Below are 16762 nucleotides of genomic sequence, written 5' to 3'. Positions count from 1 at the left end.
GCAGCGATACTCTCAGGTGTTATCGGGGTGATGCCGCAACGATAGCACAGCGTCAGATATTTCTGACTCCGGACCCAACTCCAGCATCAGCCCACTCAAGCGTTTGACCTTGCGCCGCACGGCCTCCTCAAACACACCGCCACGGGGCTCGATCAGGCTGAACCAGCGTTTGGCGCGGGTGATGCCGGTGTAGATCAGTTCCTTGGTCAGCACCGGGTTCAAGGCGTCCGGCAGGATCAGCGCGGTGTGGGTGAATTCCGAGCCTTGGGATTTGTGCACGGTCATGGCGTATACGGTTTCCACATCATTCAGACGGCTGGGCAATACAAATCGCACGCCGCCTTGACCGTCGTTACGTGGGAAAGCGACGCGCAGCACCTGAGGGCCGCCGTCACTTTCGGGCAGCTTCAGGGCGATACCGATGTCGCCGTTCATCAAGCCCAGGCCGTAATCGTTGCGTGTCATCAGCACCGGGCGACCTTCATACCATTGCTCGTCACCCTCGATCAGCCGCACTTTGCGCAAGGCTGCAGTGATGCGCACGTTCAGCCCTTCCACACCCCAAGGGCCCTTGCGCACGGCGCAGAGCAGTTGGAACGCATCAAAGGCTTGCAGCAGTTGTTGCGCCCACTGGGTCCAGGCGAGATCGTCGCGCGGGGTTTTGAGGGCCGGACGCGCGCAGTGCAGTAAGTTGAGGTAATAGCGATAACCCTGGGCGCCATCGCCCTGCCCATCCAGCACCAGCCGTTCCAGGGCGTGGTCATGCTCACCTTTAAGGCCGACGCAGAACAGGTCGTTATGGCTACGCGCGGCCAGTAACTTGCGGGCCTCTTCGGCGTTTTGCTGGTTGACCCAGCGCGCCAATTGGCCGATGCCGCTGCCTTCGCCGAAACGTCGCGAGTAACGCAGCATCACCACTTGCTGGGCCAGAGGATGGCTGCCGTCGAGGTCCTCCAGCAGGCCGCTGGCGTCGAGGTCTTCACCGCTGACGGCTTGCAGCCATTGACGAGTCTGAGGGCTGTACCAGCCGGCTTCGGCGTCGCGGCACAAATCACCCAGTACGGCGCCGGCCTCTACCGAGGCGAGTTGGTCCTTGTCGCCTAGCAACACCAAGCGGGCATGGGGCGGTAACGCGTCCAGCAGATTGGCCATCATTTCCAGGTCGATCATCGAGGCTTCGTCCACCACCAGCACATCCAGGGGCAACGGGTTACCAAGGTGATGGCGAAAGTGCCGAGTGCCGGGACGGCTACCCAGCAAACGGTGAACCGTGGTGACCTGGGTCGGAATCTTTTCCTTCACGCTTTGCGGCACTGTCAGCGACAGCACTTGCTGGCTGATGGATTCGGTCAAGCGCGCGGCGGCTTTACCGGTAGGCGCGGCCAGCCGGATGCGCAACGGGCTACCGGACTCTACGGCCGGCGCCTGCAACAGCGCGAGCAGGCGCACCACGGTGGTGGTCTTGCCGGTGCCGGGGCCGCCGGTGACGATGCTGAAGGCACCGCGGGTGGCCAATGCGCAGGCGAGTTTTTGCCAGTCGATCACGCCGTCGGGCGCCGGCTGGTCAAACAAGCCATTCAAGCGCTGGGGCAAATCCGCGGCGACGGTTTCCTGGGTGGCGAGACGCAAGCGCAATGCGGTGTCGATGCGCCGTTCGTAGGTCCAGTAGCGGCGCAGGTACAGGCGTGTGCCCGACAGTACCAGGGGACGACTGTGTGCCGACTCGCTGCCGTCCACCGCCAGGGCGACCAACGGGCTGGCGGCCAATGCGTGACACCAGTGGGCGCCGTCGAGGCCGTCGAGCAACTGCGACGGCAGCAGCATGGCGCCGGTTTGCAGGTCGCCTTCGGGCGGCAAGGACAATGCAAAGTCTGGCGCTTTGAGGGTTTCGAACAGATCCAGGCACACATGGCCGTGGCCCAGTTGATGGCTGGTCAGCGCCGCGGCCAGTAACACCAAAGGGTCGGCGTGTGGGTCGAGCTCGTGCAGGAAACCGACGAAGGCTTTGTCCAATGCGCGCAGCCAACCGCGGTCAACCCAACGCTCCAGCAACTGCACCAGGTCGGCGGCGCGGCTCAGGGGTTCCAGCGCCTCAAGCGGTGATGGCAACAGGCTCATAACAACACTCCTTGTTCCCAGGCGGGCTCAACCTTGGGCGGGATGGGCTTGCCCTGGAACAGCAGGTCCAGGCCTTCGATCAGCTCACGCGGCGGCCGGGTGAAAAACGCTCCTCGGCTGACGGCTTGGGTGCCCCGCAAGAACACATACAGCGCGCCACCGACGTGGCGGTCATAGTCGTAGTCCGGCAGACGCGCCTTGAGCTGTCGATGCAGCGCCAGCAGGTAAAGGACGTATTGCAGGTCATATCGATGCTCAAGGATCGACTGCTCCATGGCCGCTTGGGTGTAGGACAAGTCGTCAGGGCCGAGCCAGTTGGATTTGTAGTCAGCCACGTAGTAGCGGCCATCGTGTTCGAAGGTCAGGTCGATAAAACCTTTGAACATGCCGTTGAGCAGCACCGGCTCGGCAGCGACACGGGAGACACCGTTATGGGTGTACTGGCAGACCAGCTTGTCGAGGGCAAGCACGTCGACTTTGTGGCTGGCGAACCAGAACTCCATTTCGATCTGATACTGCTGCAGGCTGCTCAAGGTGACGTGGTCGTTATCCACAGGCAACGGCGTGTGCAGTAAGTGGCCCAGCCAATCGCTGAGGGTGATGATCCAGCCTTCCCAGTTGCGGCGATTGCAGCGCGCACCTACAGCGTTCTCGATGGCTTGCGACGTCGCGTTGAAACCTTCTTCGCCGGCCCACTCCAGGAGGCCGTGAAGGAAGGTGCCTGGGTTAGGACCGCGTGGGAAACGGTGAATATCGCCGCCGGAAGCCGCTACTTCACGCGGTGCGTCGGGATCGAGGCGTTCGTCATCAAACAGCTTTTGCGCTTGTGGGCTTTCTGGCGCTTCGAGGTTGGCGACGCTCATGCTTTCACCCATTCGCAAGGCGCTGTAGGACGCGATCCACCAGTTTTCGGCAGCTTTGCGCTTAGGCAGCAACGGTGGGAGCAAAGTCGCTTGGTTGCGCGGCGGGTGAAACATGATCTCTTGGGCATCGGGCACGTGGACATAGTGGATGGCCGGGCAGCCTTCCTGCAGATCCAGCAGCCAGCGCGCCAGTCCCGCAGACTCGCCCAACGAAGCTCCAGCGCCGAGCAAGTAGCCCAGCGCCGACAGGTGCAATACCGAGCTGCTGCTGTTGCCGCGCTTGAGGTCGGCAACGCCAAGCCAGCAGGCATGTTTGGCGCGGGTCAGGGCCACGTAGAGCAAGCGCAGGTCTTCGGCCAGGCGCTCGTCATCGGCCTGGGCGATTAACTCAGGCGTAGGACGCAGGCTGACTTGGGACTTGCCGTGTTCATCGTGGTAATGCAGCGGCAGGCGACTGCCGTCGACCGGCTTGGCCGAACAGATGAAGGGCAGGAAGACCAGGTCGTATTCCAGGCCCTTGGATTTGTGAATGGTCACGACCTTGACCAGTTGCTCATCACTTTCCAGGCGCAGGATTTGCTCTTCCCCGGCTTGACCGGACAACGCGAGGTGTTCGGCCAGGTGGCGGATCAACGCCTGTTCACCGTCAAGTTCCGACGCGGCTTGTTGCAACAACTCGCTGAGGTGCAACAGGTTGGTCAGCACACGTTCGCCGTCGCTGCGGGCAATCAGGGTTTGCGGCAGTTTGAAGTCGTGCAGCAGACGACGCAGCATCGGCAGCACGCCTTGGGTGCGCCAGATCACGCGGTAGCCACGGAACTGCATCACGCGGCGTTCCCACGCCAGTTCGTCCTGGTTCAGACGCTCCAGTTCGGGCAGTGATAGGTTCAAGGTGACGCAAGCCAGGGCAGCCCGTAGCGGCCGCTCGACGTCCGGCTCGGCACAGGCCTTGAGCCAGGCCAGCAAGTCGTGAGCTTCCTGGGCGGCGAACACCGAATCCTTGTCGGACAGGTATACGCTGCGCACACCACGGGCGGCCAACTCGGCGCGCACCGCTTGGGCTTCCTTGCCGTCGCGCACGAGGATGGCGATGTCTGACGGCAGTACGCCTTTGAAGCTGTCATCCGGCCGTAGAAAACCGGCCGTGCCTTGCTGGCCGCCGTTGAGCAACTCGACAATCTGCGTAGCACAGGCGGCGGCCAGTTGTTGGCGGTACACCGCGTTGGACACCGGCTGGTCGGTGGGCAGGTGCCAAAGGTGCATGGCCGGTAGCGTTTGGCCGTCGACCTGCAGTTTTTCCTTGCGGCCTTGGGATAACACCGGCTGGAACGGCACCGGGTTATCGCCATTCGGCTCGCGGAACAGGAACGCGCCCCGGCCCGTTTCTGCGCGCTGGAACACATGGTTCACCGCCTCGACCATCGCATGGCTGGAACGGAAGTTGGTACCCAAGGTGTGGTGGCGGCCGGTGGTGGATTGGCGGGCGCGCAGGTAGGTGTAGATGTCGGCGCCACGGAACGCGTAGATCGCTTGCTTCGGGTCGCCGATCAGGAAGAGGCCACTGTCGAGGTGGTTCTCTTCGATGCGGTAAATGCTGTCGAAGATGCTGTACTGCACCGGGTCGGTGTCTTGGAACTCGTCGATCAGCGCCACCGGGAATTGCTCGCGGATCACGCTGGCCAAGCGTTCGCCACCCTCTGCCTGCAGAGCGGAATTGAGGCGGATCAGCATGTCGTCGAAGCCCATTTCTGCGCGACGGCGCTTTTCTTCTTCGAAGCGTTTACCCACCCAACCGGCAGCGTGTTGCAACACGGCGGCGTCAGGGGTTGGTAAGGCGTCGAGAGCGGCTTTGAGGCCGGCCATGGCGTCGATGCCGGGGTGCTGCGGCGGGTCGCCCTTCCATGCTTCGGCCATGCCGTCGGGGGTGAGGCGGGTGAAGCCGGTGCCGATGTCCAGTTGTTCCAAGGTTTCATCAGCGGCCCAGGCGCTGATTTTTTCGAACCAGGGCTCGAAGTAACGCGCTTGCATCTTGCGCCCGTCAACGGATTTCGCGGCCACGGCTTGCAGGCAGATGTCACGCAGCTCTGCGGCCCATTGCTGCCAGGGCGCCTTGAGTTCTATCAGGGCTTCTCGGCGCTCCCGCAAGCAGGCATTGATCAGCTCCGCGGGTTCGCGGGTTTCATCGGTGGGCCTATCGCTGCCGAACAGCGCGCGCACCCGAGGCATCAATGCGGCAGGACCGCCCCAGTTGTTGCGCACCCAGTTGAGCGCGTCGTCACGCATTGGGTAGCAAAACAGCCGCCAGTAGTCGCGCAGCACTTCGCCGAGCAGGTCGCTGTGGTCGGTTTCAAGGGTTTGGGTGAACAAGCTACCGCTGTCAAACGCGTGCTCGCGCAGCATGCGCTGGCACCAGCTGTGAATCGTGGAAACCGCTGCTTCATCCATCCATTGCGCGGCGATGTCCAGGCGGTTGGCGCAGGCGGGCCATTGCTCCGGGAGGTATTGCGCGCGCAGGTCAGCGATCAGCGCGTCGGGTTGTTCGATCTCATCGCGGAAGAAACGAGCGGCTTCGGCCAGACGAATGCGGATACGCTCGCGCAGTTCTTTGGTGGCGGCATCGGTAAAGGTGACGACGAGGATTTGCGGTGGCAGCAACTCGCGACCGAATCCGGCTTCATCACCACCATGACCCAGCACCAGACGCAGATACAAGGCAGAAATAGTGAAGGTCTTGCCGGTACCGGCGCTGGCTTCGATCAGTTGGCTGCCGCTCAGCGGGAAGGCCAGGGCCAAGGGTTTGCTGCTCATGCGCCGGCCTCTTCGCCTGTGAGTGATCGCCATGGGGCATTGATCAGCGGTCGATACAAGGTTTCGCACCAGCCTTCGAATTCTTCGCTGGCAATCAAGGCTGCGTAATCGGGGAACTGCCGGGTAAGCGCCGGAGTTTCGCGGCGTTCGCCGTCGGTGGTCAGGCCGTCACCTTCATAGGCTTTGCTCGCTGCCGCCTGCGCTTTGGCCGGGTCGGTTTGGCTAAGCCAGGCGAAGGCCGTTTTTACGGCTACCGGCAGCGGTTTTCTCATTCCACTGTGCCAGGCCAGCAGTAGGTTGCAGAGGAGTTCCTGGGCGGCGGACTTATCCAGCGGGGCCAGTAGCAACGTATCGTCACTGGCCACCAGACCCGTGCTCAACGGTAGGCCACAGGCGCACGCCACCACATGGTTGACCCAAGGGCGGATCAGTCGATGCCACTTGCGTGCCTTGATCGATCCAATGCTATTGGGGATGGTGGTGACGCTAAGCAATCCGCCATCACTGCGTCGGTGCAGGCCGCTGATCCAGCCTTCCAATGCAATGCCTTGATGCTCAAAACTGATCGGTTCGGCACCGATGTGTGGAGTGGGCCAGAGCGCCAGTAATTGTTGGTAGCGTTGCAGCAAACCCGGCAGAGGCTCGATCAATTCGTTGCGCAGGCACTCGCCAAAACCGACCATGGGCAGTAAGCCACTTCCTTGCAAACGCAGGGCCTGGGCGTTGAGGGCTTGGTCCAGGTGATCGGGTTGGGACAGCGCCGCATTCAACAGGCTATCGCTCAGGCTGTAACGTTGCAGCGCATCGAGAACGAAGGGTTCCTCATCGGCCAGCGGCACTTCGGCGGCCTCGAAGAACACTTTCAGACGCTGACTGAAGAAGTGTTTGACCGGGTTGCGTAGGAAATCTTGCAACTGGCCGAGGCTCAGGGGTTCTTCCTGATGGTGTTGTGCCAGATCATCTTGCTCAGGTGCGGCTACCTGCGCTTCGTGCAGCAACTGCCATTCGCGGGCGTAGCTGAACAGCGGATCGCCTTCGTGGAAGTAGCGGGCGCTGAAGGGTTGGAGTGGGTGTTCCTGAGTCATCGCGTCCAGCAGTGGCTTTTCTGCTTCTGCGTTATGCCAGCCGCTGGCGATATGGTCGCGCAGTTGGCCGATCAAAACAGACGCAGGACGCTCGCTGTTATCGCGGATGCTTCGGCCGACCCAACTGATGTAAAGCTGGTCTCGGGCCGATAGCAGCGCTTCAAGTAGTAGGTAACGGTCGTCTTCGCGGCGCGAACGGTCGCCTGGGCGATAGTCGCTGCCCATCAGGTCGAAATCCAAGGGTGGTTGGGCTCGCGGGTAGTCGCCGTCGTTCATACCAAGCAGGCAAACCAGCTTGAACGGAATCGCGCGCATAGGCATCAAGGTGCAAAAATTGACAGCCCCGGCGAGGAATCGCTGGGATAGACGACCTTGGTCCAGGCCGGCGAGCCATGCTTCACGGACTACGGTGAGCGGTAACTCATCCTGTAGGCCTACTGACTCGCAGGTTACCAGCCAGGTTTCCCTTAGTTGCTCAAGCTGACCCAGCAGGTAATCGTCGTGCTCACTGCTGGGCAGGAAAAACAGTTGTATCAGGCGTTGCAGACGTTCGCCCCACTCGTGGGGAGCCGCGGGTTGGGACAGCGCCTGATGGGCATCGCCGAGTGCGTCGAGTAAAGCCACCAGCGGGCCGATTAATGCCGCATCGAGTCCGCCAATTTCGTCGTAAGGTTCAATGCCGTTACAGGCAGCACCGGTGCCGACGGCGTAACCCAGCAGCATACGGCGAAGGCCGAAACTCCAGCTGTTTTGTTCCAGCTCACTTGGCAGACCGAGGCCGGCCCGTTGTTCCGCGTTGAGCCCCCAACGGATACCGGCACCTTCGATCCAGCGGTGCAATGTGGGCAGGTCGCGCTCCTTGATGGCAAAGCGTTCACGCAAGGCCGGGACGTCCAGCAGATCAAGAATCTCGCTGACGGGAAAGCGACTGTCGGGGAGTTTGAGCAGGTGTTCGACGGCGATCAGCAGAGGGTCGCGGCCACGTTGACCTTGGTCGGTCAGGGTAAAGGGGATGAAGCGTGAATCACTTCTTTCCAACTGGCCGAAGACCGCACGAATATGCGGTGCGTAGCTGTCGACGTCGGGGACCATGACAATGATGTCCCTTGGACGAAGCGTGGGGTCGGCGCTGAAGCGTTGGAGCAGTTGATCGTGAAGGATTTCCACTTCGCGCTGGGCGCTGTGGGCAATGTGGAAGCGAACTGAGGTGTCACGCTCCAGATCGACTGCGGGCCATAGGTCGCGGGTTTCGTTGAGTGGGCGCAGTTCGAGGATATCGTCCTGGAGTTGGTTAAGCAGTGTCGTGGGTTCGCTGTCACTGAACAGGTCGATGCGGCCATCACGAAAGGCTGCACGGTAGCTGTTCGGGTCGTCGTAACTGTCCAGCAGGCTGATGTAGTCGCGGCCTTGTTTACCCCAGGCGGCCAGCAGCGGATGGGCGTGCTGGTGCAAGGTTTGTGGGTCGATGGTGACCGGCATACCGGCTTTGCGTGATTGACGCTTGTATTCGTTACGCAGTAGATCTTTGTCGGCGACGATGTCGGACCAGTGGTGGCGACAAGGATTGTGCACGCACAGCAAGACTTGGCTGAAACGGGCAAGGCCAGCCAACGCTTCGAGCGCTTGGGCAGGCAAGGAAGAAATCCCGAAAACAATCACCCGAGAAGGCAAGCCCTTCGGCGCTTCCTCAAGAGCATTGATACGTTCGATAAAGCGTTGGTGGACGCCGGCGCGACTTTCGGCCATCCCCTCTTCCCCGACGTCCAACAGCAGTGCGCGCCATAACTCGGCTTGCCAGCAATTGGCGGGGTTAAGAGGCTTGGATTCCCCTCGACCGTTGCGCAATTGGTGGCGGCCGGCGGCCCAGTCCTCCAGCCAGTCGGCACGATAGACCTGGTATTGGTCGAACAAGTCAGCCAGGCGTTCCGCGAGCTGGTAGCGTTTACGCAAGTCCGCGTCGTTCGTCAGAAAGCGCTGCAATGGCTCGAAGTGCGGCTGATCAATGAGCTCAGGAAGCAAGCGCATCAGGCGCCAAGTGAGTGGGGCTTTATCGAGCAGGGACGTGGGGGGGATTTCGTCACGACCCAAGACCATGCGATAGAGCTGCCACATGAAGCTGCCGGGGAGCTGAACATCGATCGCGGCAGCGATTCCGCAGCCGCCCATGTCGCCGTCTTCTGGGTCTTCCGCCAGGGCCAGTTTGAGCCACTGGGCAATGCCGTTGCTCTGTACCAGGGCAATTTCGTTTTCCAGGGGAGCCAGTGGGTAACGGCGCATCCAGCTCACCACCAGGCTGCGTAGTTCGTCCAGGCGATTGCCATGAACCACCATAAATCCAGCGCTGGGGGACGTCGCATCCGGCATAACGGCTTCCTTGGGAAAAGCAAAATCGAGGCATGGACTTTAGCACTGAAGATTGCTCGGATGAGCGTCTTCGCACTTTCCGCTCGCCCAAAACAAAACCCCATCTGCTTTCGCAAATGGGGTTTTGGAATTTAATCTTGACGATGACCTACTCTCACATGGGGAAACCCCACACTACCATCGGCGATGCATCGTTTCACTACTGAGTTCGGGATGGGATCAGGTGGTTCCAATGCTCTATGGTCGTCAAGAAATTCGGGTACTGAGTCGTGACCAGTTGGCCTCGCTTCAGCAAATTGGGTATGTGATAGCTTTCGGTGTTTGCAAGAGTCGAACTTTCGGTTCATTTCGTCTTCACACACCGCAATCTGGTGCTCTTTCGCTTTTCAGCTCGAAGCAAGCAAATTGCTTGGGTGTTATATGGTCAAGCCTCACGGGCAATTAGTATTGGTTAGCTCAACGCCTCACAGCGCTTACACACCCAACCTATCAACGTCGTAGTCTTCGACGGCCCTTCAGGGAACTCAAGGTTCCAGTGAGATCTCATCTTGAGGCTAGTTTCCCGCTTAGATGCTTTCAGCGGTTATCTATTCCGAACATAGCTACCCGGCAATGCCACTGGCGTGACAACCGGAACACCAGAGGTTCGTCCACTCCGGTCCTCTCGTACTAGGAGCAGCCCCTCTCAAATCTCAAACGTCCACGGCAGATAGGGACCGAACTGTCTCACGACGTTCTAAACCCAGCTCGCGTACCACTTTAAATGGCGAACAGCCATACCCTTGGGACCGGCTTCAGCCCCAGGATGTGATGAGCCGACATCGAGGTGCCAAACACCGCCGTCGATATGAACTCTTGGGCGGTATCAGCCTGTTATCCCCGGAGTACCTTTTATCCGTTGAGCGATGGCCCTTCCATACAGAACCACCGGATCACTAAGACCTACTTTCGTACCTGCTCGACGTGTCTGTCTCGCAGTCAAGCGCGCTTTTGCCTTTATACTCTACGACCGATTTCCGACCGGTCTGAGCGCACCTTCGTACTCCTCCGTTACTCTTTAGGAGGAGACCGCCCCAGTCAAACTACCCACCATACACTGTCCTCGATCCGGATAACGGACCTGAGTTAGAACCTCAAAGTTGCCAGGGTGGTATTTCAAGGTTGGCTCCACGCAGACTGGCGTCCACGCTTCAAAGCCTCCCACCTATCCTACACAAGCAAATTCAAAGTCCAGTGCAAAGCTATAGTAAAGGTTCACGGGGTCTTTCCGTCTAGCCGCGGATACACTGCATCTTCACAGCGATTTCAATTTCACTGAGTCTCGGGTGGAGACAGCGCCGCCATCGTTACGCCATTCGTGCAGGTCGGAACTTACCCGACAAGGAATTTCGCTACCTTAGGACCGTTATAGTTACGGCCGCCGTTTACCGGGGCTTCGATCAAGAGCTTCGCGTTAGCTAACCCCATCAATTAACCTTCCGGCACCGGGCAGGCGTCACACCCTATACGTCCACTTTCGTGTTTGCAGAGTGCTGTGTTTTTAATAAACAGTCGCAGCGGCCTGGTATCTTCGACCGGCATGAGCTTACGGAGCAAGTCCTTCACCCTCACCGGCGCACCTTCTCCCGAAGTTACGGTGCCATTTTGCCTAGTTCCTTCACCCGAGTTCTCTCAAGCGCCTTGGTATTCTCTACCCAACCACCTGTGTCGGTTTGGGGTACGGTTCCTGGTTACCTGAAGCTTAGAAGCTTTTCTTGGAAGCATGGCATCAACCACTTCGTTAACTAAAAGTTAACTCGTCATCAGCTCTCGGCCTTAAGATCCCGGATTTACCTAAGATCTCAGCCTACCACCTTAAACTTGGACAACCAACGCCAAGCTGGCCTAGCCTTCTCCGTCCCTCCATCGCAATAACCAGAAGTACAGGAATATTAACCTGTTTTCCATCGACTACGCTTTTCAGCCTCGCCTTAGGGACCGACTAACCCTGCGTCGATTAACGTTGCGCAGGAAACCTTGGTCTTTCGGCGTGGGTGTTTTTCACACCCATTGTCGTTACTCATGTCAGCATTCGCACTTCTGATACCTCCAGCAAGCTTCTCAACTCACCTTCACAGGCTTACAGAACGCTCCTCTACCGCATCACTTACGTGATACCCGTAGCTTCGGTGTATGGTTTGAGCCCCGTTACATCTTCCGCGCAGGCCGACTCGACTAGTGAGCTATTACGCTTTCTTTAAAGGGTGGCTGCTTCTAAGCCAACCTCCTAGCTGTCTAAGCCTTCCCACATCGTTTCCCACTTAACCATAACTTTGGGACCTTAGCTGACGGTCTGGGTTGTTTCCCTTTTCACGACGGACGTTAGCACCCGCCGTGTGTCTCCCATGCTCGGCACTTGTAGGTATTCGGAGTTTGCATCGGTTTGGTAAGTCGGGATGACCCCCTAGCCGAAACAGTGCTCTACCCCCTACAGTGATACATGAGGCGCTACCTAAATAGCTTTCGAGGAGAACCAGCTATCTCCGAGCTTGATTAGCCTTTCACTCCGATCCACAGGTCATCCGCTAACTTTTCAACGGTAGTCGGTTCGGTCCTCCAGTTAGTGTTACCCAACCTTCAACCTGCCCATGGATAGATCGCCCGGTTTCGGGTCTATTCCCAGCGACTAGACGCCCTATTAAGACTCGCTTTCGCTACGCCTCCCCTATTCGGTTAAGCTCGCCACTGAAAATAAGTCGCTGACCCATTATACAAAAGGTACGCAGTCACCCAACAAAGTGGGCTCCCACTGCTTGTACGCATACGGTTTCAGGATCTATTTCACTCCCCTCTCCGGGGTTCTTTTCGCCTTTCCCTCACGGTACTAGTTCACTATCGGTCAGTCAGTAGTATTTAGCCTTGGAGGATGGTCCCCCCATATTCAGACAAAGTTTCTCGTGCTCCGTCCTACTCGATTTCATGACTAAGAGATTTTCGCGTACAGGGCTATCACCCACTATGGCCGCACTTTCCAGAGCGTTCCGCTAATCTCAAAGCCACTTAAGGGCTAGTCCCCGTTCGCTCGCCACTACTAAGGGAATCTCGGTTGATTTCTTTTCCTCAGGGTACTTAGATGTTTCAGTTCCCCTGGTTCGCCTCTTACGCCTATGTATTCAGCGTAAGATAACCATCTTATGATGGCTGGGTTCCCCCATTCAGACATCTCCGGATCAAAGTCTGTTTGCCGACTCCCCGAAGCTTTTCGCAGGCTACCACGTCTTTCATCGCCTCTGACTGCCAAGGCATCCACCGTATGCGCTTCTTCACTTGACCATATAACCCCAAGCAATCTGGTTATACTGTGAAGACAACATTCGCCGAAAATTCGATTTGGCTCTTTCGAGCCACTCACAAATTTTACCTTAGCCTGATCCGTTACCAGTGAAAGTAACGTTCAGTCTATCTTTCTATCACATACCCAAATTTTTAAAGAACGATCTAATCAAAGACTAGAAATCAACATTCACCATCATAACAATGGAATGCTCATTTCTAAGCTTTCAACAAACAGAAGCAGTAGTGGTGGAGCCAAACGGGATCGAACCGTTGACCTCCTGCGTGCAAGGCAGGCGCTCTCCCAGCTGAGCTATGGCCCCGTATTTCTACAGGCGTTTCCCACACAAAATTGGTGGGTCTGGGCAGATTCGAACTGCCGACCTCACCCTTATCAGGGGTGCGCTCTAACCAACTGAGCTACAGACCCAATTTCGGGCTGCTTCTTTATCGTCTTCTTCAATGAATCAAGCAATTCGTGTGGGAACTTATGGAGCAGCTGATGTCGTCGATTAAGGAGGTGATCCAGCCGCAGGTTCCCCTACGGCTACCTTGTTACGACTTCACCCCAGTCATGAATCACACCGTGGTAACCGTCCTCCCGAAGGTTAGACTAGCTACTTCTGGTGCAACCCACTCCCATGGTGTGACGGGCGGTGTGTACAAGGCCCGGGAACGTATTCACCGCGACATTCTGATTCGCGATTACTAGCGATTCCGACTTCACGCAGTCGAGTTGCAGACTGCGATCCGGACTACGATCGGTTTTATGGGATTAGCTCCACCTCGCGGCTTGGCAACCCTCTGTACCGACCATTGTAGCACGTGTGTAGCCCAGGCCGTAAGGGCCATGATGACTTGACGTCATCCCCACCTTCCTCCGGTTTGTCACCGGCAGTCTCCTTAGAGTGCCCACCACTACGTGCTGGTAACTAAGGACAAGGGTTGCGCTCGTTACGGGACTTAACCCAACATCTCACGACACGAGCTGACGACAGCCATGCAGCACCTGTCTCAATGTTCCCGAAGGCACCAATCTATCTCTAGAAAGTTCATTGGATGTCAAGGCCTGGTAAGGTTCTTCGCGTTGCTTCGAATTAAACCACATGCTCCACCGCTTGTGCGGGCCCCCGTCAATTCATTTGAGTTTTAACCTTGCGGCCGTACTCCCCAGGCGGTCAACTTAATGCGTTAGCTGCGCCACTAAGAGCTCAAGGCTCCCAACGGCTAGTTGACATCGTTTACGGCGTGGACTACCAGGGTATCTAATCCTGTTTGCTCCCCACGCTTTCGCACCTCAGTGTCAGTATCAGTCCAGGTGGTCGCCTTCGCCACTGGTGTTCCTTCCTATATCTACGCATTTCACCGCTACACAGGAAATTCCACCACCCTCTACCATACTCTAGTCAGTCAGTTTTGAATGCAGTTCCCAGGTTGAGCCCGGGGATTTCACATCCAACTTAACAAACCACCTACGCGCGCTTTACGCCCAGTAATTCCGATTAACGCTTGCACCCTCTGTATTACCGCGGCTGCTGGCACAGAGTTAGCCGGTGCTTATTCTGTCGGTAACGTCAAAACAATCACGTATTAGGTAACTGCCCTTCCTCCCAACTTAAAGTGCTTTACAATCCGAAGACCTTCTTCACACACGCGGCATGGCTGGATCAGGCTTTCGCCCATTGTCCAATATTCCCCACTGCTGCCTCCCGTAGGAGTCTGGACCGTGTCTCAGTTCCAGTGTGACTGATCATCCTCTCAGACCAGTTACGGATCGTCGCCTTGGTGAGCCATTACCTCACCAACTAGCTAATCCGACCTAGGCTCATCTGATAGCGCAAGGCCCGAAGGTCCCCTGCTTTCTCCCGTAGGACGTATGCGGTATTAGCGTCCGTTTCCGAACGTTATCCCCCACTACCAGGCAGATTCCTAGGCATTACTCACCCGTCCGCCGCTCTCAAGAGAAGCAAGCTTCTCTCTACCGCTCGACTTGCATGTGTTAGGCCTGCCGCCAGCGTTCAATCTGAGCCATGATCAAACTCTTCAGTTCAAACATCTTTGGGTTTTTAAGAAACCCTAAACTTGGCTCAGCAATCGTTGGTTACATCTTTGATTTCTCGCGGAGTAACTTGTGATGCTGATAATCTTGTTGACTATCAGTCTGACTCCACAAGCACCCACACGAATTGCTTGATTCAGTTGTTAAAGAGCGGTTGGTTAAGATCTTTCGTCTCAACCGAGGCGCGCATTCTACAGCAGCCTCATTTGCTGTCAAGTGATTATTTTCAGAAGCTTTCGAAGATTTCTTCAACAACTTCAACCACTTGCGCTTCTGATCTCTCATCAGCGGGAGGCGAATTCTACAGCGTTACACGCTGCTGTCAACACCTCTTTTTCAACTTCCTTTTGGCTTCGATGAACCGAAGCAACCTACTGCCGAAAACTTCGTAACTCATTGTTTACCAAGGAGTTTTCCGTTTCGACTGCGCCGGAAGTGGGGCGAATTATAGGCTCCCAGAATCTGCGGTCAAGCGTTAATTACGCTTTTGTTGCAGAAGGTGCTTTTTTCGCAATAAGCCGTGGGATTCGGCGCATCACCGGTGGTAAACGCAACACCAGCAGCAGCGCACCTACAGATGCATAGATTACCCACTCCTTTAGATCAGCTCGCACGATCCACAACATATGCAGCAGTCCGAGCCCAAGAATCACATATACCAGGCGATGCAGCTTCTTCCAACGACTGCCCAGTCGACGTTGGCTATAGCGATTAGACGTCACCGCCAACACCAGCAACGACAAGAACCCTAACGTACCCACAATAATATAAGGCCGCTTACGTAGCTCGACCCCAAGCTGAGACCAATCCAGACCCAGAACAAACACACAATAGGCCGCCAGATGCAGTACCACATAAGCAAAGCACCACAACCCTAGCTGTCGGCGCACCGCTATCCACCCCGCCCAGCCGCTCAACTTTTGCAGCGGGGTCATCCCCAGCGTGATCAACAGCAGGATCAAAGTGCCCAACCCCAGTCGATCAACCAGCACCTTTCCTGGATCTGGTCCAAGAACAAAACTCCACGCCTCATATAGCCATAACAAAGGCCACACTGCCGCGACTATAAAAACGCCGATGCGCCAGATGGGGTAGCGCATTAGTAGTTCTTCCGCAGGTCGAGACCGGCATATAAAGAAGCAACCTCATCCGAGTAACCATTGAACATCTGCGTTTCACGTACATTCGGACTGAACAAACCACTTGGCAGACGACGCTCACGCGCCTGAGTCCAACGCGGATGGTCCACTGTAGGGTTCACATTGGCATAGAACCCATACTCATCCGCCGCAATACTCTGCCACGTGGTTTTCGGCTGCTCACTCACAAGGCTGATCCGCACGATCGACTTCACACTCTTGAAACCGTACTTCCAAGGCACGACGAGACGTAACGGCGCGCCGTTCTGATTGGGCAACTCGCGCCCATACATCCCAACGGCAAGAATCGCTAAAGGATTCATCGCCTCATCTAGGCGCAAACCTTCAACATAAGGCCAATCGATCAAGCCAAAACTCGAACGCTGCCCCGGCATGCTCTTGGAATCCTGGAGTGTTTCAAAGCGGATGTATTTGGCCTTGGAGGTTGGCCCAACCTGCTGGAGCAACGCGGAGATCGGAAAGCCCATCCATGGAATGACCATCGACCAAGCCTCGACGCAGCGCAACCGGTAGATCCGCTCTTCCAACTGATAGGGCTTCATGAAGTCCTCCAAGGCATAACGCCCCGGCTTGGCAACCTCACCATCAATCACGACACTCCAAGGTTCGGTCTTGAGTGAACCCGCGTTGTTCGCCGGATCCCCTTTGTCAGTGCCGAATTCATAGAAGTTGTTGTAGTGGGTTGCGTCCTTGAACGGGGTGATAGCCTCACCTTCAACCGTCACAGCCTGCCATTTAGTAGCAGGCAGCTTGCCAGCAAACCAGCCCGGCGCCTTCCCCGGCTCAACATCGGCATATCGCGCAGCGTCATCTGCACTGGCCCAACGCGGCAGGCCGCTGGCAGCAATGCCCGCAAGCGCACCACCGATCAAGCTACGGCGAGAAAAATAGAAGGATTCAGGAGTGACATCCGATTCATGGCAATCGGACGCTTTAGGCAATTTGATTAACATGGCAACTCCGCAGCATTGGAGGACTGATGCACCAATAGAC

Annotated in this window: 5 protein-coding genes, 2 tRNA genes and 3 rRNA genes; all 10 read right to left on the bottom strand. The window is 57.1% G+C overall.

The features are described 5' to 3' along the window. Nucleotides 1-12: 12 nt before the first annotated feature. Nucleotides 13-2118 carry an exodeoxyribonuclease V subunit alpha gene (recD, locus tag ACKZ62_RS04060; protein ID WP_447096356.1) on the bottom strand — a complete coding sequence of 702 codons (2106 nt, stop codon included), beginning with the start codon at nucleotides 2116-2118 and terminating at the stop codon, nucleotides 13-15. Continuing rightward, nucleotides 2115-5789, bottom strand: coding sequence for an exodeoxyribonuclease V subunit beta (gene recB, locus ACKZ62_RS04055; RefSeq protein ID WP_447096355.1), 3675 nt, complete (start codon nucleotides 5787-5789; stop codon nucleotides 2115-2117). The genes recD and recB overlap by 4 nt, the downstream gene beginning before the upstream one ends. Next, entirely contained in the window at nucleotides 5786-9238 is a 3453-nt protein-coding gene (recC, locus tag ACKZ62_RS04050; protein ID WP_447096354.1) for an exodeoxyribonuclease V subunit gamma, read from the bottom strand. The genes recB and recC overlap by 4 nt, the downstream gene beginning before the upstream one ends. Before the next feature lie 135 nt (nucleotides 9239-9373). Next, nucleotides 9374-9489, bottom strand: a 5S ribosomal RNA gene (gene rrf / locus ACKZ62_RS04045). Between the two features lie 169 nt (nucleotides 9490-9658). After that, nucleotides 9659-12550: ribosomal RNA gene (locus tag ACKZ62_RS04040) — 23S ribosomal RNA — on the bottom strand. Between the two features lie 247 nt (nucleotides 12551-12797). Beyond that, a tRNA-Ala gene (locus tag ACKZ62_RS04035) sits at nucleotides 12798-12873 on the bottom strand. Nucleotides 12874-12903: 30 nt separating this feature from the next. Continuing rightward, nucleotides 12904-12980: transfer RNA gene (locus tag ACKZ62_RS04030), tRNA-Ile, on the bottom strand. Nucleotides 12981-13063: 83 nt separating this feature from the next. Further along, nucleotides 13064-14600, bottom strand: a 16S ribosomal RNA gene (locus ACKZ62_RS04025). The 16S, 23S and 5S rRNA genes sit together here with 2 tRNA genes alongside, the layout of an rRNA operon. Nucleotides 14601-15088: 488 nt before the next feature. Further along, nucleotides 15089-15709: a protein-methionine-sulfoxide reductase heme-binding subunit MsrQ gene (gene msrQ / locus ACKZ62_RS04020; RefSeq protein ID WP_032884763.1), complete on the bottom strand. Its 621-nt coding sequence runs from the start codon at nucleotides 15707-15709 to the stop codon at nucleotides 15089-15091. After that, a complete protein-coding gene (msrP, locus tag ACKZ62_RS04015; protein ID WP_447096353.1) occupies nucleotides 15709-16722 on the bottom strand; it encodes a protein-methionine-sulfoxide reductase catalytic subunit MsrP in 1014 nt (337 codons plus the stop codon). Before msrP ends, msrQ begins: the two co-directional genes overlap by 1 nt. Nucleotides 16723-16762: the final 40 nt, after the last annotated feature.

The sequence above is a fragment of the Pseudomonas sivasensis genome, assembly GCF_052938085.1.
Note: the sequence above shows the minus strand (reverse complement) of the source record. Positions and strands in the feature narration are given on the sequence as shown.

Bases quoted from the DNA above. Each gene is read 5' to 3' on its own strand.
- recC (WP_447096354.1), bottom strand. From the start codon at position 9,238: ATGCCGGATGCGACGTCCCCCAGCGCTGGATTTATGGTGGTTCATGGC.
- msrP (WP_447096353.1), bottom strand. From the start codon at position 16,722: ATGTTAATCAAATTGCCTAAAGCGTCCGATTGCCATGAATCGGATGTC.
- recB (WP_447096355.1), bottom strand. From the start codon at position 5,789: ATGAGCAGCAAACCCTTGGCCCTGGCCTTCCCGCTGAGCGGCAGCCAA.
- msrQ (WP_032884763.1), bottom strand. From the start codon at position 15,709: ATGCGCTACCCCATCTGGCGCATCGGCGTTTTTATAGTCGCGGCAGTG.
- recD (WP_447096356.1), bottom strand. From the start codon at position 2,118: ATGAGCCTGTTGCCATCACCGCTTGAGGCGCTGGAACCCCTGAGCCGC.